The sequence below is a fragment of the Alphaproteobacteria bacterium US3C007 genome, from assembly GCA_034423775.1.
GTDB lineage: Bacteria > Pseudomonadota > Alphaproteobacteria > Rhodobacterales > Rhodobacteraceae > Thalassovivens > Thalassovivens spotae.
This window is the reverse complement of record CP139918.1, coordinates 2,505,294-2,521,091: the sequence shown is the minus strand read 5'-3', so window position 1 is coordinate 2,521,091 and position 15,798 is coordinate 2,505,294. Positions and strand designations below refer to the sequence as shown.

Genomic DNA, 15,798 nt, shown 5'->3' with positions numbered 1-15,798 from the left:
GGTAACCGGTCCCGTTTTAAACGCGTTGGGCCCAATTGAGGATGATATCCGCAACGGGCTTGGTTTGGCTAGGCGACAAGACATGCCCGGCAAGCACGTGGAAGCTCTCATCATCCTGTTGCCCCAAGTGAATTTCCTGCCCTGTGCTCTGGCCGCCCCAAGCATGCATTACCTGTAAAATTTTATCAGCCTGTACCACCTGATCTTTGGACGAATACAAAAATAAGCTGGGAATTTTTGCCCGTGCAAAATCCAATTGCATGACCTGTTTGACCAAGGCACCGACGGGCAGAACCGCCACGGATGGGTAAACAAGGCTGCACGTCGCGGCATGCGCCGCGCTGCGGGGGTCAAACCGGCGCGTTTTGCCCGCAAAAACCGGCAACCAATAGCGCGCCAACGGCCATGTTAAGAACCGCGCGCGAAAATCTAGGATGCCAAAATTTGGCGATACAAACACCGAGCCTGCAAGCTTTTGGGACAGCTTCGGATTTAGCGCCGCCACCGCCGCCAAGGTGCCCCCTGTTGAGGTCGAGATAAGCAAAACCCGCTCACCCAAGCGCTCACCAATTAAAATCGCCTCTTGTAAATCCGCCATCCAACCCGCAACCGTCCCCTCTGCTAGGGCTTTATCTTCGCGCCCATGCCCTTGCAGGCGGGTAAAAAACAAATTGCTGCCCAAAGCGTTTGAGACCAAATCGGGTACAGGCCTAATTTCTTCAGATGCTGCCGAAAACCCGTGCAAATACACCACAGATAGCAGAGTTTTTTCTTTGGCGTCATTTGCCCAAATGATGCGTTTTTCTAAAGAGGGTTTAATATCGGAATACGCGCTCTCTGCATCTTGCAAATAATGATCAAGATCATCACCAATCGGTTTGGGCGCTGCCAAGCTTAAATCTGCGGGTTCACGAGGGGCCCAATACACCAAACCCAACACCAAGAGGCACAGAATTCCTATTATCAAAATGAAAAAAAATGTCATTTATGGCTGCCCCATATGTTTGGTTGATTTTTCAAATAAGACCCTCAAATTCTGATCAATTACAGCCAAACATTCGGCAGTTGAAAAGGAATGATCTTGCCCCGCCAAAAAAGTTAATGACACATCCGGGCTTTCAATATGATCTAGCAAATTAAGGGCGGTTTGGCGCGTTACGCTACGATCTTGTGTGCCTTGCAAGCAGATCACCGGAAACGGCAAGGACAGACTTGCCCGCATCACCAGATGGTCACGGGCCTCTTCGATCAACTGTCGAGTGATCGGATAAGCCTCGCCATATTCAGAGGGCAATAAGGTAAGACCTTTTTCCAAAACTTCGGCTTTTTGTTCAGCCGAAAAACTCGGCCACATGCTGTCTTCGGTAAAATCAGGTGCAGCCGCGATTGTCATCAAACCTGCAACACGACCTGCCAACCGTTGCGCCAAAAGCAACGCAATCCACCCGCCCATCGAGGATCCGACAAGCATGATAGGTCCCTGCGTTTTTTCGCTAATGATAGCCTCTGCATCCTGCGCCCAGTTCCCAATAGATCCATCGGTAAACACGCCTGAAGACTCGCCATGACCAGAATAATCAAAACGCAGATAAGAAAAGCCGCGCTGCTGCGCCCAACTTTCTAGGAAAAGCGCTTTTGAACCCTGCATATCGGATTTAAATCCCCCCAAAAACACCAAATTGGGCGAAGCGCCTGCGGTTTTGTGATAGGCAAGCCGGCGCGCCTGCGGCGTGGTGTAAAAAGCGGGCATCATAAATCCTTATCGTTTAAGGTTGGCTTTCGTTGTGACAGGGCATCCCCTGCTTGGTCAAGCCAGCGCTTTTAAAATTAGCAAAAGCTTGCTTGACGATGAACGCAAGACGCGCCAAAAGAGGTTAAACCCGCAACCGGGCGCATGGTCGGCGCCAAAATGACGAGGAGGCATCTGATGTCCCAAATTACGCTCACCCTTCCAGATAACAGCAAGCGCAGCTATGCGGCCGGGATAACCGCAGCCGAAGTGGCCAATGATATTGCGACATCGCTGGGCAAAAAAGCTATTAGCGCAACGCTAGACGAAGCCCATTGGGATCTACAATGGCCCATCGAAAACGACGCCGCAATCGCTATCAACACGATGAAAGACGTGGCACCTGCGCTGGAGTTGGTGCGCCATGATCTGGCGCATATCATGGCCCGCGCCGTGCAAGAGATTTGGCCCGACGTAAAGGTGACAATCGGCCCAGTGATTGAAAACGGTTGGTATTACGATTTTGACCGCACCGAGCCATTTACCCCAGAAGATCTTGGTTTGATTGAAAAAACTATGAAAGCCATCATCAATAAACGCGAGGCAGTTCGCACAGAAATCTGGTCGCGTGACGAAGCCGTGCAGCATTATACCCAGTCAAATGAACCCTATAAGGTTGAACTGATTGAGGCGATACCCGGCGCGGAACCTCTGCGCATGTATTGGCATGGCGATTGGCAGGATCTGTGCCGTGGACCACATTTACAACATACAGGACAAGTTCCCGCCGACGCGTTTAAGCTGATGTCGGTGGCCGGTGCTTATTGGCGCGGCGATAGCAATCGCGCCATGTTGCAGCGTATTTACGGCGTCGCGTTTTTAAATAAAGAGCAGCTAAAAGCCCACCTGCATATGCTTGAGGAAGCCGCAAAGCGCGACCATCGGAAATTAGGCCGTGAAATGGCTCTGTTTCACATGCAAGAAGAGGCCCCCGGGCAAATTTTTTGGCATCCAAATGGCTGGAAAATATACACCACGATCCAAGATTATATGCGCCGTCAACAAACACGGGACGGCTATGTCGAGGTCAATACTCCCCAAGTGGTGGATCGCAAATTATGGGAAGCCTCTGGCCATTGGGAAAAATACCAAGAACATATGTTTATTGTTGAGGTCGATGAAGACCATGCGCGCGAAAAAGCTGTCAATGCGTTGAAACCGATGAACTGCCCCTGCCACGTACAAGTATATAATCAGGGCTTAAAGTCTTACCGCGATTTGCCATTGCGGATGGCTGAATTTGGCAGCTGCAACCGCTATGAGCCGTCTGGCGCGTTGCATGGCATCATGCGCGTGCGCGGCTTTACCCAAGATGATGCCCATATTTTCTGCCGCGAAGATCAGATCGAATATGAAACAAAGAAATTTATCAATTTTCTTTCAAATGTATATGAAGATTTGGGTTTTGAGAAATTCGCCATTAAATTCTCGGATCGGCCCGAGCAACGATCGGGCAGTGATGCGGTATGGGATCGCGCCGAGGCCGCTTTAAAATCGGCCACGGAAGCGGCCGGTTGTGAGTTTGAACTTAACCCAGGCGAAGGCGCATTTTACGGCCCAAAATTAGAATTCGTGCTAACCGATGCCATCGGGCGTGATTGGCAATGCGGGACTTTGCAGGTGGATTTCGTTTTACCCGAACGGCTTGATGCCAATTATATTGGCGAAGATGGGGATAAACATCGCCCCGTGATGCTGCACCGCGCGTGCTTGGGCTCTTTTGAACGCTTTATCGGTATTTTGATCGAAAACTTTGCTGGAAAGCTGCCATTTTGGTTGGCCCCGCGGCAAGTTGTGGTGGCGGCAATCGTCTCGGATGCAGATGAATATTGCCGCGAGGTGGTTGATTTGCTGTCTCGCTTGGGAATTCGGGCCGAGCTCGACCTGCGCAATGAAAAAATCAATTATAAAGTGCGCGAACATTCATTGGCAAAAGTGCCTGTTATTTTGGCCTGCGGCAAACGAGAAGTGGAAAACCAAACCGTCTCAATTCGCCGTCTTGGCGAAACGCAAACAAGCGTTGCGCCGCTAGATGAGATTGCACAATCGTTGAAAGCAGAGTCTGCAGCACCTGATTTAAGATAACGATTTCATTTCACAACGCGTAAAAATTACACAGACCTTGGCTGAAAACTGTTTCAGCCAAGCCGGCGCTCTGTTCCGAAAGGGGCGCGGTCTTACCACAATAATGTGATCAGACGTGATGTGCCTTTTTATTTAAACGCTGCCTATATTGAGGGCGTTAATAGATAAAAAGGAGTTTCAGTATGTCAGAAGATTTAAAAACAAAAGTCTTGATCGGGGCCGTAGCCGTTGCCTTGAGCGCACCCATGGTTGCTACCGCCTCTGGTGCCAAAGAAAAATGCTATGGCGTATCTCTGGCCGGCCAAAATGATTGCGCTGCAGGCGCAGGCACTACCTGCGCAGGCACTTCAACCGTGGATTACCAAGGCAATGCCTGGTCGTTGGTGGATGCAGGCAGCTGTCTGGAAATCGAGCTGCCAAATGACGCAGGCGATCAAGCCCGTATGGGATCCCTTACAGCCTTAGAGCGCGATCTGCCCTCTTAACGGGCTCGATCATCTTTCGAGGAATATCCAAAGATGAACCAAGGAACGCCGATGCCAGATCTTATCGCAAATTCACTTCCCGCCAGCATTGGCGTCGGGTTTAAATCTCAACATTTCAACGATATTTTATCTAGCCCGCATCCCGTTGGATGGCTGGAAATTCACGCTGAAAATTATTTGGGCGAAGGCGGGCGCCCAATCTCTCAATTGCAACATTTACGGGCTGAGCTGCCAATCTCGGTGCATGCAATTGGTTTATCAATAGGAGGTGAGGCGCCGCTGGATAAAGAACATTTGGCGCGCATAAAGCGTTTATGCGACTGGCTAGATCCTGCAAGTTTTTCCGAACATTTGGCATGGTCAACGCATGCAGGCAATTTTCTAAACGATCTTTTGCCGCTGCCTTATACCGAGAAAACCTTAAAACACGTCATCCGACACGTGGATCATGTTCAAACTATATTGGGGCGGCAGATGTTGCTTGAAAACCCATCTAGTTACTTTCAATTTTCGGAAAGCTGTTATTCGGAACCTGCATTTTTAAACGCGGTGGTGGCGCAGACTGGATGCGGACTTTTGTTAGACGTCAATAATATATTTATCTCATGCCACAATCTAAACATGTCAGCTGAAGCCTATATCGATGAGCTGAATTGCACCGCCATTGGTGAAATTCATTTGGGCGGACATTCAACAGATGTTTTGGAACAGGGCGAACTTTTGTTGATCGATTCTCATGCTGCGCCAGTAGCAGATACAGTTTGGACGCTTTATAAAGATGTTTTGAAACGTACAGGTCCAAAGGCAAGCTTGATCGAATGGGATACAGATGTGCCTGATTGGTCCGTTCTAAACAGTGAAGTGATGCAAGCTGCCTGTCTTTTGGAACAGCAAAGATGCCAGTCTCAATGACACAAAAAGAGCTTTTCATCGCTTTTTCCAACCCCGGTCAGCCTTGCCCAGCGAATTTGAAAACCGGCAAGCACCTCCCTGCTACCAGCGGGTTGAACATCTACCGAAACACCATAGCCCACGGCTTAATTACCACTTTGGAAAGCAACTTCCCGAAAACAAGAGCCGTTCTTGGCCCGAAGAATTTTTATTCATTGGCGCGCTTATACGCCAGTAAAGAAAAACCAACCTCATCTCTTTTGTATAAATATGGCGTGGGGTTTTCGAAATTTTTACAAAAAATACCTGCCCTTTCTGAGTTGGGATACCTACCTGATTTGGCCAGGCTCGAACAACATATAAGGTTATCTTATCATGCGCGCGACTGCGCCCTATATAATTGGGAAAACCTTCTTAAGCACCAAGATACAGATCTTTTAACGGCATGCTGTCAGTTTGACGCAGCCTGTTTCATCATCCCGACATATTGGCCGCTAGGCACCATTTACCGCAAAGCCCAGTCAGGCGCACCAACGCGGCATCCAAAGCGGCTTAGCAGCGCAAGCGCGATCCTTGTTACGCGCCCTGAGTTTGATCCCCAGATCACAACGGTTCCAGAAGAACTCATAAAGTTTTTAGACGCGTTGGCTGCAGGTCATACATTTCGAACCGCATGCAATATCGGAAAAACCAGCGGCCCAGCATTTACGCTCAAGGCGGGACTGCAGTTTCTTGTAAACGCAAACTCCGTTCACGACATCACATTTTAGGGCAGCATCATGATCCAACTTATTCAAATTATGAACTCTTTTGCAGGCAGGCTGGCAGCGAAAGTACCCAATCTGTGCTTATTGGCAAGATTTGTATTTGCGGCGGTGCTTTTGGTTTATTTTTGGGCATCAGGCCTCAGCAAACTCGGTGCGGGGTTACTGGGGCTGTTCCACCCATCAGCTGGCGCATATGTTCAAATCTTCCCAAAACAAATGGAAGCCTTTGGCTATGATCCTAGCCAGTTTGGCCTATTTCACGACCTGGTCGTTTTAATAGGTGTTCTGTCAGAATTCCTCATTCCACTGATGATTACAATCGGCCTGCTCACCCGATATGCCGCGTTGGGCATGATTGCCTTCATAGCCGTACAAACCGCAACTGATCTATTTGGTCACGGGGTGCTTGAGGATCCCACCACTTTGGGCAAATGGTTTGACCGCAGTTCTTCTTCTGTGATTATGGACCAAAGGCTGCTTTGGCTGTTTGTGTTGTTCTATCTCGTCAGACACGGAGGCGGAGTTCTTTCGCTTGACCAGTGGCTAAGCTCACGCAAGGTTTAAAGCAACGCAGCTTGCGTTTTCGCGCTCCAACTGAGGTAAAGTTTCTGCTCGTGTGTCTCAATTAGGGGGCGCTTCATCACTGCGGGGTGAAGGCGTAACAAATCGCGCGGTGGCATTGCCCGCTCGTCCGACGATAAATTACGCCAGGTTGTAGATTTTTTATTGACCAAATCATCGCCAAATTCTTGCAAAGCAGCGTCTAGAATTTCGTCAGGAATCAAATCGACACGCACATCAAAAAACCGATAGCCATCCAATAACTTAACTGCTTTTCGGCAAGTATCGCAGTTTTTTAAACCGAATATTCTCATTTCAACGCCTTTTTCAGCGAAATTTTGCAGAAGTTTTCGTAAATGAACAGGTTTTTCTTGATTTTTAAAGCAGCTCCGTTCCAATTTATCATGTCTTAAAGCGACACAGAAACCGTTGTCGCTTGAGAAGCCGCCAAACTGGCGGAACGAACACCCCCGCATAGGGGCAAACTTTAGAAGGAGACACGGGGCATGCCGAATGGTACCGTGAAATGGTTTAATACCACAAAAGGCTACGGCTTCATTGCACCTGACGATGGCGGAAAAGACGTTTTCGTTCATATTTCTGCATTGGAGCAATCGGGCTTAACCGGATTGGCTGATAATCAAAAGATCAGCTTTGAACTGCAAGAAGGACGTGACGGACGCCAAATGGCGTCAGAGTTGAAGCCTTTATAAACGAAACGCCAAGCCCCGTTCCTATGCGGGATTAGGCGCTTTGAAGCCGCCGCGCTTCTTTTCCGGCCAAATCGATAAGGTCGGCGAAGAAAGGCTTTTGCAAATCGGGCGTGCGCACGGCTGCGTAAAGGCGGCGGGTTATCCCACTTTCGGTCAGCGGCCGCGTGACATAATCCGAATTATACTGGACCTCGCGCACCACCCAATCTGGCAAAACCGCAACCCCACGATTTGAAACAACCAACAAAAGAATAACCGCTGTCAGCTCTGCCTGTCGAATGGCTTTGGGTTCGACTTTCGCAGGGATTAATAATTGACTGAACAGGTCCAAGCGGCTGCGTTCAACAGGATAGGTGATCAAGGTTTGCTCTGCAAAATCCTTCGCCTCAATAAAAGGTTTTTTTGCCAAAGGATGCGATCGCGCCGCCACAAAGACGGGCGCGTAATCAAATAATGGCACAAATTCAATTCCCGGAAGGTCATCGGGATCGGAAGACACAACAAGATCAACATCTTCTTTTTGCAGCGCCGGCAAGGCATCAAATGCCAAGCCAGGCCGAATATCAACATCAACATCGCCCCAGTTTTTCCGAAAAGACTCTAAGACCGGAAACAGCCATTCAAAACAGGCATGGCATTCAATCGCAATATGCAACCGCCCTGCGCGCCCGCCCCGCAAACTGGCAAATTCTGCCTGCAAGGCGTCGATCTCGGGCAAAATCTTGTTGGCCGTGCGCAACAAGCGTTGACCCGCTGCGGATAAACGCATCGGTTTTGAACGCCGCACGAATAATTCAACCCCGGCCTGATCTTCTAAACCCTTGATCTGATGGCTTAGAGCGGATTGGGTTATATGCAGCATATCCGCGGCTTTGGCCAAACCACCGGCCTCTTCTATCGCCTTTATCGTTCTTAAATGGCGAAACTCAATGTGCATCTTCATATGGAACTCATAATATTAGTGAATTTTATGAACTTGATTCAAGTTTAAGGATCGTTGATGAGGGATGCAAGCAAGAAGGAACCCGCATGAGCACGCCTGAAATATCATTTGAATTTTTTCCTCCAGCCTCTTTGAAAGACTCGTTTCGCCTTTGGAACACGATCAACGCGCTGGAAGGGTTTCAACCGAAATTTATCTCAATCACTTATGGAACCGGAAATAAACCGCGCGCCCTGACGCAAGATTTGGTGGAAACGCTTTTAGAACATAAAGATCTGACAGTGGCCGCGCATTTAACCTGCGTGGATATGAGCGCTGAAAGCACCTTGAATTTGGTAAGGAGTCTTGCGGCAAAGGGGTTGAAAGATATCGTTGCTCTGCGAGGCGATCCGGCGCCTGATCATGGCGGCGCGTTTCGCCCCCACCCTTTGGGCTATCAGACAAGTTGCGAGATGATCGCTGCTCTGAAAAATCTGGGCGGTTTCAAAATAAGAGCCGCGGCCTATCCTCAAGGGCACCCCGAAAGCAGAAGCCAAGCTGCCGATCTTGATTGGTTGAAGCGCAAATTTGAAGCAGGCGCTAATGAAGCGATCACGCAATTCTTCTTTGAAGCGGATGACTTTCTGCGCTTTCGCGATGCTTGCGTGAAATCTGGGATCGACGCCCCTATAATTCCGGGCATTTTACCCATCGAAAACTGGATAAAAACCCGCAACTTCGCAAAGAAATGCGGCGTCAGCGTGCCGTTATGGCTAGAAGAAGCTTTTGAGCGCGCCACGCGCGATGGCCGGCATGATTTATTATCCACCGCGATCGGTACCGAGCTTTGCGATACTTTGCGCTCGGAAGGCGTCGATACTTTGCATTTCTACACGCTTAATCGACCAGAACTGACGCGCGATATTTGCCTTGCCCTGGGCCTGACGGCAAAACCCTCTCTCAAAGCGGTCGCCTGAAAGGCAAGCTAGGCGTGATCGTGCCTCTATCCTAGGCGCGCCTTCAAAAAAGCTTTGCTATGCGGTGGTAGGCTGATGGCCTCTCCCTCTTTTTCAAAGCCCGCAGCCTGCAAAAAGCTAAACCTCGCTTTGGCAAGCTACAGCCTACACAAAACAGTCTCTCGGTTATCGCTGAACAGGGCCAGTGGCTTTCGCTACAGGCGATTAAAACCCACTTTCAAAACGATTGAAGAGGTAAAAAGCAATTTGCCAATTTACAACCTTGGGCACGGCTGAAATGGTAAGCGTAGGTATTGAAAAGGAAACTTGGTCACCCCATGAGCTGGCTGGACGTTGTGATTTATAATTACCCTCTTATCATCAGCTTGGCTCTGATTGGATTTGGGTTCTACTTTGGTGAAAATGCGCTTTGGGGCACCGTAACCATTTCTTTATGTCTGCTTTTATATACCGATCCGGATAAAATTGTGGTCTTAGTGGTCTATGCATTTTCCTTTTTTCTCATGCATCGGGGCTATCGAAAAATCCGCCAAGGTTTAGAGGTCGAGCCGCCATCCGCCCCTGTAGCGCCTCCTAGCCCTGTCACCAATCTTGCGATAGATGGGAATAACCTTTTGGGCCTCGCTAAATGGGATTTGATCGCGTTGAAACGCTTTACCGATGAACTGCGCCACGACGGCTTCACCCTGCATCTTTTCTTTGATCACAGCGTTTATCGCACTTTGAAAGAAAACGACTTACTACAACCCAATGAAACCGTTCCAATGGCCGTCAGCCGCGTGCTGGATGTGGACCGCCATATGCTTACCGTCTCGAAAAAAGGCTATAAGGCAGACGCGTTGCTGATCCGATTTGCCGATCGCAATGATTATATGGTGTTAAGTAATGATCGCTTTAACAAGGCAAGCGAAGATTTTTTATATCAAAAAGCAGTCTCCCGTCTTGGCAGCAAAGGCTTTTTAAAACGGGTTGGTTTGCTGCAGGGTGAGCTGACAATCCTTTAAACCTCGCTTACATGATCCGCGCGGATTGGTTGCATTTTCTTGCGGATTTGCACAGCCTCAAGGCGGGCGTCAATATCGATATCGTCCCACCGAAGGCACGCGCCGGCGGCAATATTGGTTTTGAGCGTTACATTATGCGCCAAACCAATTGGAAGCGCACCCATCTCCAGCGATGTGCGCGCGGGCAATAACTTACCCCAAACGGTATAACCGCCCTCGCCATCCAGCCTCTCTCCGGCGCTGAGGTCACGCTTCGCTACCGCCACCACGTCGGCATGAAACCCCTTGGTTCTGCCCGTTGGGCTATTGAGCAGAGCCGCGGACAGAATCGAAATATTTAACTCTAATCCAATTAAATGAAAGGGCTTATACATCGCCGAATAGCGGCCTGACTCGTCTGTATTCATACCATATTGGCGAAAACAAGCGGCGGCATACTCGGTCGGGGCTTCCAGAACAACGTAGACACCCCAGCGCAAATCACGGAACACGGGCCTGCCATCCCGTTCAACAGAGGACACCACTTCAACCTGTCCGCTCAACTCCAATTGCCCGCCTTCAGCCCGCGGTCGCAGCACATGCGCCAAATCATCCATACCCGCAGGTGGGAAGGCCAAGCCCTGACTGGGCGCCGCCAATCCGGTGGCATTTGAAATCGCCGCCATTTCTAATGCGGATTTGGTTCCATCTAAAAAGGAATTGAACATCTTACTGTTCATACCTGCCGCTTCCGCCTGGCTGGACGTTAACCCATAATGGTCCCACACAGTGTCTGGTGTAGACATATGATAAGAGGGTAAATACTTGGTTCCTTTGCCCGCAGCGATCACACGAAACCCGCTAGATCTGGCCCAATCCACCAATTCGCATGTCAGCGCAGGCTGATCGCCATAGGCCATCGAATAAACAACCCCCGCCGCTTCGGCTTCTTGCGCTAGAAAACTTCCCGCAAGCACATCGGCTTCCACATTTACCATCACAATATGACGACGGTTGGCAATCGCTTGGCGCGCATGCGTGATCCCCACAATTGGATCTCCAGTGGCTTCAACGATCACATCAAGCTCGACGCTTTGCATCATTTCAACCGCATCGTCTGAGAAACTTGTTTGGGCGATTAACTCCTTCGACCAGCCAATTGACGCACAAGTCGCCTTTGCTTGATCTGGGAATAGGTCCGCAATTGCCACCACCTCAAGGCCTGGTGTATTGGGCACTTGCGCCAAAAACATTGAGCCAAATTTTCCCGCCCCAATAAGACCAACGCGAATAGGAGATTGGCTTTTTGCGCGGCGCAGCAACGCCTCATACATAAACATATGTTGCTCCTTTTTTTGACCAAGTTGTGCAAACTATCGCGTCGAAGTTCCAATTTTGTCCAGTAAAAACGAAGCTCCTGCGTTCTTTGAGGATGGCGGCCGCGCTGTAGGTCAAATTTCCTGAAACGGCAGACCTTCATTGTTTGGCAGGCAGGAAAACTACCCTGCGCGCTTAAGCGATCAAAACGGCCAAAGTAATCGGAATCAAAGCTACCGAGAACAGCGTTGAGATAACCACCAACCCGGCAACCGCTTGTGAATCGGCACCGTATTTCTCTGCCAACATATACGATGTCACAGCGACCGGCGTTGTGACTTGCAGCACCAAAACGGCAAAGGCAATATCGGGTAAATTAAACCACCATCCCGCCGCACAAGCGCAGATCAAACATCCGGCATATTTGATAAGCGCCAACCACGCCACTTTTGAAACACGCCCTGGCGTTAAACGCGCCACCGCTACCCCAAGCGTAATCAGCATTAACGGAATCGCCATTTGCCCGATCAATTCAAGGGTATTGGTCAAAAACGGCGGCGTCTCCCAGCCCTGCCACAGAAACAGCGCACCTAAAAACGTGGCCGAGACCAGCGGCTCTTTTACGATTTTAAAGAGTGAACCGCCCCCAGACACGATCCAAATTCCTGCCGTGAAAGAATACATGCCCATAATTGCAAAGATCACAACTGCATAGCCAAAACCTTCATCGCCGAAAGCGAAAAATGCCAACGGAAGGCCCACATTCCCGGTATTTCCAAAAATTAATGGTCCCAAATAGGTACGCAGATCCAAGCCCGCCAACTTGACCAAAGCAAATCCCGCCACTGTTACCAATGCGTAGGCCAGAATGCTTGCAAATACGGTGATCTGTAAAAACCCAGCGTCGATTTTCGTTTGCATCAGCGCGGTAAAAATTAAACAAGGCACACCCAAACTCATAGACAGGCGGGTAACAAACTGCACCCGATACTCAAACCCCAGCTTCACCCATAAAAACCCTATAGCCGCCAGAATAAAAACCGGCGCCACAACTTCTGAAACAGAGAAAAGAAGAGACATCTCTAAAAGCCCATTTTGTGAACAAGATCCGGAAACATACCAAATATCTTGCGGCGTGGCTTACGCAGAATATCTAAAAGTTTCAATGACCCTGCGCTTTAAAATGGTAGTGCTTATCGAGGTTTCATGGCCCCCCTGCCCGCGCGTTACCCAGTTGATCGACAAAACAAGCTTTGCTTTCAGCCATTTGTCATCCAACGCGACTGACAGTGACGGCGAAAACTGAATCTACAAGGCCATATAGAAAACAAGATTGCCAAAAGCGCTGATCAAAGACATATTCGCTTGAACTTGGCCCCACGTCTGGGGCTGAAACGCGGGTACATGATGGTACCTTCCTTTAACCCCAGCGGGATCACGTTGCATGCAAAACTCCGAGCCCGTCTCAAGAAACCTAGAAAATCAGTGTAAAACAGTAGCGATTATCGGGGCGGGGCTGATTGGCTGCGGATGGGCAATTGTATTTGCCCGCGCTGGGTGGCGCGTAAATTTATACGATCTTCACCAGCACGCGCTTGTTGCAGCGCAAGACACCATTGCAGCGCAGCTTAATTTGCTTAAAGCCCATCATCTATGCTCAGAGACAAGCGAAATTCAATCGCATATTCACTGCGTAACCAAGCTCCAAGCTGCCGTTCAAGGCGCTGATTACATTCAGGAATGCGGACCTGAAAATTTAGATGAAAAATGCAAGATATTTAGAGAGCTGGATGAAATCACTCCTCCAGAGGCCATATTGGCCAGCTCAAGCTCAGGCCTGATGACCTCACAATTTACGGCAGATCTTTCCGGACGACATCGCGCTTTGGTTGCGCATCCGGTAAATCCACCCCATCTGGTGCCACTTGTCGAAATTTCCTCTGCCGAATGGAACGATCAGAATACCATTAAAACCGTCCATCAAATTATGACATCTATCGGCCAAACCCCCATTACATTGCATAAAGAAATACCCGGCTTTGTGCTCAACCGTCTGCAAGGCGCGCTGCTCAATGAAGCGTTGCGCCTCTCGCAAGCCGGGATCGCCTCAGCTGAGGATATCGATAAAACAATCCGCGATGGGTTGGGCATGCGCTGGTCCTTTATGGGGCCATTTGAAACCATCGATTTAAACGCACCCGGCGGGTTGGCCGATTATGCGGCCCGTTACGGCGCGATGTATCGCGCAATGGCAGAGCCCCCTCTGGCAAGCCCTGATTGGAGCAAAGCGGCTATTGATAAAATAGCGCAGGAAAGACGCGCTGCGCTGGATATAAAGGATCTGAACCTGCGCCAGTACTGGCGTGATGCGCGTTTGGCCGCGCTTGCCGCGCATAAACAAAAACAGGATCGCTAAAATGAGCAAACCAAACCGTAATGTAATTATAACCTGCGCCGTGACTGGTGCGATCCACACACCCAGCATGTCACCTTATTTACCGGTGACGCCAGATGAAATCACAGCCGCTGCGATTGCAGCCGCTGAAGCGGGAGCGTCAATTTTACATCTGCATGCGCGGGATCCTGATACCGGTAAACCTAGCCAAGACCCCTACGTTTTTGAACAATTTCTGCCGCGGATAAAACAAGCAACAGATGCCGTCATCAACATCACCACCGGAGGCAGTCCGCATATGAGCGTGGCGGAGCGGATGCAACCGGCCACAACCTTTCAGCCAGAAGTGGCGTCTTTGAATATGGGATCAATGAATTTTGGGCTTTATCCTATGCTAGACCGCTTTGATCACTTCACCCATACATGGGAACGCGAAAATCTAGAAAACTCTCGCGACCTTGTCTTCAAAAACACCTTCCAAGACATCGAAACAATCCTGCGTATCGGCAATGAAAATGGCACGCGCTTTGAATTTGAATGCTACGATATTTCGCATCTGTATAATCTGGCGCATTTCGTTGATCGCGGTTTGGCCAAAACGCCTTTATTTATTCAATCTGTTTTTGGCCTGCTTGGCGGTATTGGCGCGCATCCTGAAGATCTGATGCATATGAAGCGCACCGCGGATCGCTTATTTGGATCAGAGTATCAATGGTCAATCCTCGGGGCCGGGCGCCATCAAATGCCATTGGCGGCCATGGGCGCTGCACAGGGGGCAAATGTGCGCGTCGGGTTAGAAGATTCCTTATGGATCGCGCCTAAAGAATTGGCAAAATCCAACGCAGATCAAGTTACCAAAATGCGGCAAATTCTCGAAGGCCTTTCTTTGAATATCGCCACTCCTGCGCAGACAAGAGAGATGCTGGCTTTAAAAGGCGCTGACCGGGTAAATTTTTAAATCGCCACTAAGGACAAGATTATGGGCTTTCAGACGAATTTATGTAAAGATTTAAAAGTCTTGGTCACGGCGGGTGGCAACGGGATTGGGCGGGTGATTGCGGAAAGTTTTGCCTCTTATGGTGCTAAGATCCATATCTGCGACGCAGATAACGCAGCCTTGGCTGATGTGAAAGCCAGCCAACCCGAGTGGGGCCGCAGCCATTGCGATATCGCCTATGAAAAGCAGGTGGCGCGATTATTTGAAGAGGCAACCACTGAAATGGGCGGCCTTGACGTTTTGGTGAACAACGCCGGCATTGCAGGCCCAACCGGCGCCATAGAAGATATTGAAAGCAGCAAATGGCGCGACACCGTGGATGTAAATCTTAATGGTCAATTTTACTGCACAAAATACGCGATGCCGTTGCTGAAGCGGTCTCAGAACGCCTCGATTATCTGCATATCATCGGTTGCAGGGCGCTTAGGCTATGGCTATCGAACGCCCTATTCTGCCACCAAATGGGCCATCATTGGTTTGGTGAAAAGTTTGGCAATCGAATTGGGCCCAAGCGGAATACGCGCCAACGCATTATTGCCGGGCATCGTCGAGGGCCCAAGAATGCAAAAAGTGATTGCTGATCGCGCCGCTGCGCTAGAGCTTTCGTATCAAGATATGGAGCAAGACTACCTGAATAAAATATCGCTCCGACGCATGGTCAGCGCGCAAGATGTTGCCGAGCAAGCCATCTTTCTTGCCTCGCCTCTTGGGCGCAACATATCCGGACAAGCGATCAGTATTTGTGGCAATGTAGAAACATTGTGATCACCCAATCCTGTCAAGGCGCGGCGCCTTTTTTTCAGGTGGTATTGCTGTGCTTTACAGCCCCAGTTGCGGTTGAAAACAGCCTACCGGCGCGTCGCCCTGCCCGGCGCAGCGTTTTAAAGGCGCTTTACGTTTTAATGGTTTGAGCAGA

The 15,798-nt window shown here is 49.7% G+C and carries 17 protein-coding genes; 10 read left to right on the top strand and 7 right to left on the bottom strand.

Annotated elements, in window-relative coordinates:
• Positions 1–16: 16 nt before the first annotated feature.
• Together UM181_12030 and UM181_12025 are read right to left on the bottom strand one after the other, a co-directional pair.
• Complete coding sequence (locus UM181_12030) at positions 17–985, bottom strand: alpha/beta hydrolase (GenBank protein WQC62052.1); 969 nt, start codon at positions 983–985, stop codon at positions 17–19.
• Entirely contained in the window at positions 986–1,750 is a 765-nt protein-coding gene (locus UM181_12025) for an alpha/beta hydrolase (protein ID WQC62051.1), read from the bottom strand.
• A 177-nt stretch (positions 1,751–1,927) separates the two neighbouring features.
• Between UM181_12025 and thrS the strand changes: the two genes are divergently transcribed.
• The 3 genes from thrS to UM181_12010 all read left to right on the top strand — a co-directional run bounded on the left by thrS (position 1,928) and on the right by UM181_12010 (position 5,271).
• Positions 1,928–3,874: a threonine--tRNA ligase gene (gene thrS, locus UM181_12020; protein ID WQC62050.1), complete on the top strand. Its 1,947-nt coding sequence runs from the start codon at positions 1,928–1,930 to the stop codon at positions 3,872–3,874.
• A gap of 182 nt (positions 3,875–4,056) precedes the next feature.
• A complete protein-coding gene (locus tag UM181_12015; protein WQC62049.1) occupies positions 4,057–4,359 on the top strand; it encodes a DUF2282 domain-containing protein in 303 nt (100 codons plus the stop codon).
• Between the two features lie 51 nt (positions 4,360–4,410).
• Positions 4,411–5,271, top strand: a complete 861-nt coding sequence (locus tag UM181_12010) for a DUF692 domain-containing protein (GenBank protein WQC62048.1) — start codon at positions 4,411–4,413, stop codon at positions 5,269–5,271.
• 484 nt (positions 5,272–5,755) lie between these two features.
• Here UM181_12010 and UM181_12005 read toward each other — a convergent pair whose 3' ends face one another.
• Positions 5,756–5,878 (bottom strand): hypothetical protein, encoded by a 123-nt coding sequence (locus UM181_12005; GenBank protein WQC62047.1) that lies wholly within the window; start codon positions 5,876–5,878, stop codon positions 5,756–5,758.
• Positions 5,879–6,029: 151 nt separating this feature from the next.
• Here UM181_12005 and UM181_12000 point away from each other — a divergent pair, with 151 nt between their 5' ends.
• The gene (locus UM181_12000; GenBank protein WQC62046.1) at positions 6,030–6,581 is read left to right on the top strand and encodes a DoxX family protein; all 552 of its coding nucleotides are present in this window, start codon (positions 6,030–6,032) and stop codon (positions 6,579–6,581) included.
• Here the strand turns inward: UM181_12000 and UM181_11995 are convergent.
• Positions 6,578–7,174, bottom strand: coding sequence for an ArsC/Spx/MgsR family protein (locus UM181_11995; GenBank protein WQC62045.1), 597 nt, complete (start codon positions 7,172–7,174; stop codon positions 6,578–6,580). The genes UM181_12000 and UM181_11995 overlap by 4 nt on opposite strands.
• Here UM181_11995 and UM181_11990 point away from each other — a divergent pair.
• Positions 7,085–7,291, top strand: coding sequence for a cold-shock protein (locus tag UM181_11990; GenBank protein ID WQC62044.1), 207 nt, complete (start codon positions 7,085–7,087; stop codon positions 7,289–7,291). The genes UM181_11995 and UM181_11990 overlap by 90 nt on opposite strands.
• 31 nt (positions 7,292–7,322) lie before the next feature.
• Here the strand turns inward: UM181_11990 and UM181_11985 are convergent, their stop codons facing one another.
• Entirely contained in the window at positions 7,323–8,228 is a 906-nt protein-coding gene (locus UM181_11985) for a LysR family transcriptional regulator (GenBank protein WQC64747.1), read from the bottom strand.
• Positions 8,229–8,320: 92 nt separating this feature from the next.
• Between UM181_11985 and UM181_11980 the strand changes: the two genes are divergently transcribed.
• Together UM181_11980 and UM181_11975 are read left to right on the top strand one after the other, a co-directional pair.
• Positions 8,321–9,190 (top strand): methylenetetrahydrofolate reductase, encoded by an 870-nt coding sequence (locus UM181_11980; GenBank protein WQC62043.1) that lies wholly within the window; start codon positions 8,321–8,323, stop codon positions 9,188–9,190.
• Between the two features lie 317 nt (positions 9,191–9,507).
• A complete protein-coding gene (locus UM181_11975) occupies positions 9,508–10,194 on the top strand; it encodes a hypothetical protein (GenBank protein WQC62042.1) in 687 nt (228 codons plus the stop codon).
• On the opposite strand, the gene UM181_11970 is transcribed toward UM181_11975, so the two are convergent.
• Both UM181_11970 and UM181_11965 read right to left on the bottom strand, forming a co-directional pair.
• Positions 10,191–11,513 carry a Gfo/Idh/MocA family oxidoreductase gene (locus UM181_11970; GenBank protein ID WQC62041.1) on the bottom strand — a complete coding sequence of 441 codons (1,323 nt, stop codon included), beginning with the start codon at positions 11,511–11,513 and terminating at the stop codon, positions 10,191–10,193. The two genes, UM181_11975 and UM181_11970, sit on opposite strands and share 4 nt — an antisense overlap.
• 172 nt (positions 11,514–11,685) lie before the next feature.
• The gene (locus tag UM181_11965; GenBank protein WQC62040.1) at positions 11,686–12,570 is read right to left on the bottom strand and encodes an AEC family transporter; all 885 of its coding nucleotides are present in this window, start codon (positions 12,568–12,570) and stop codon (positions 11,686–11,688) included.
• 364 nt (positions 12,571–12,934) lie between these two features.
• On the opposite strand from UM181_11965, the gene UM181_11960 reads away from it, so the two are divergent.
• From UM181_11960 to UM181_11950, 3 genes are read left to right on the top strand one after another with little or no spacing between them, the layout of a single operon-like run.
• On the top strand, positions 12,935–13,906 hold the full coding sequence (locus UM181_11960) for a 3-hydroxyacyl-CoA dehydrogenase (protein WQC62039.1): 972 nt from the start codon (positions 12,935–12,937) through the stop codon (positions 13,904–13,906).
• A gap of 1 nt (position 13,907) precedes the next feature.
• Entirely contained in the window at positions 13,908–14,843 is a 936-nt protein-coding gene (locus UM181_11955) for a 3-keto-5-aminohexanoate cleavage protein (GenBank protein WQC62038.1), read from the top strand.
• A gap of 21 nt (positions 14,844–14,864) precedes the next feature.
• Complete coding sequence (locus UM181_11950) at positions 14,865–15,647, top strand: SDR family oxidoreductase (protein ID WQC62037.1); 783 nt, start codon at positions 14,865–14,867, stop codon at positions 15,645–15,647.
• Positions 15,648–15,798 lie beyond the last annotated feature (151 nt).

What these genes read in the sequence shown, in the direction of transcription:
- UM181_11960 (WQC62039.1), top strand. Translation starts at nt 12,935, where the DNA reads ATGCAAAACTCCGAGCCCGTCTCAAGAAACCTAGAAAATCAGTGTAAA.
- UM181_11995 (WQC62045.1), bottom strand. Translation starts at nt 7,174, where the DNA reads ATGAACGAAAACGTCTTTTCCGCCATCGTCAGGTGCAATGAAGCCGTA.
- UM181_11965 (WQC62040.1), bottom strand. Translation starts at nt 12,570, where the DNA reads ATGTCTCTTCTTTTCTCTGTTTCAGAAGTTGTGGCGCCGGTTTTTATT.
- UM181_12025 (WQC62051.1), bottom strand. Translation starts at nt 1,750, where the DNA reads ATGCCCGCTTTTTACACCACGCCGCAGGCGCGCCGGCTTGCCTATCAC.
- UM181_12005 (WQC62047.1), bottom strand. Translation starts at nt 5,878, where the DNA reads ATGAGTTCTTCTGGAACCGTTGTGATCTGGGGATCAAACTCAGGGCGC.
- UM181_11950 (WQC62037.1), top strand. Translation starts at nt 14,865, where the DNA reads ATGGGCTTTCAGACGAATTTATGTAAAGATTTAAAAGTCTTGGTCACG.
- thrS (WQC62050.1), top strand. Translation starts at nt 1,928, where the DNA reads ATGTCCCAAATTACGCTCACCCTTCCAGATAACAGCAAGCGCAGCTAT.
- UM181_12015 (WQC62049.1), top strand. Translation starts at nt 4,057, where the DNA reads ATGTCAGAAGATTTAAAAACAAAAGTCTTGATCGGGGCCGTAGCCGTT.
- UM181_11975 (WQC62042.1), top strand. Translation starts at nt 9,508, where the DNA reads ATGAGCTGGCTGGACGTTGTGATTTATAATTACCCTCTTATCATCAGC.
- UM181_12000 (WQC62046.1), top strand. Translation starts at nt 6,030, where the DNA reads ATGATCCAACTTATTCAAATTATGAACTCTTTTGCAGGCAGGCTGGCA.
- UM181_12010 (WQC62048.1), top strand. Translation starts at nt 4,411, where the DNA reads ATGCCAGATCTTATCGCAAATTCACTTCCCGCCAGCATTGGCGTCGGG.
- UM181_11970 (WQC62041.1), bottom strand. Translation starts at nt 11,513, where the DNA reads ATGTTTATGTATGAGGCGTTGCTGCGCCGCGCAAAAAGCCAATCTCCT.
- UM181_11990 (WQC62044.1), top strand. Translation starts at nt 7,085, where the DNA reads ATGCCGAATGGTACCGTGAAATGGTTTAATACCACAAAAGGCTACGGC.
- UM181_11985 (WQC64747.1), bottom strand. Translation starts at nt 8,228, where the DNA reads ATGCACATTGAGTTTCGCCATTTAAGAACGATAAAGGCGATAGAAGAG.
- UM181_11955 (WQC62038.1), top strand. Translation starts at nt 13,908, where the DNA reads ATGAGCAAACCAAACCGTAATGTAATTATAACCTGCGCCGTGACTGGT.
- UM181_12030 (WQC62052.1), bottom strand. Translation starts at nt 985, where the DNA reads ATGACATTTTTTTTCATTTTGATAATAGGAATTCTGTGCCTCTTGGTG.
- UM181_11980 (WQC62043.1), top strand. Translation starts at nt 8,321, where the DNA reads ATGAGCACGCCTGAAATATCATTTGAATTTTTTCCTCCAGCCTCTTTG.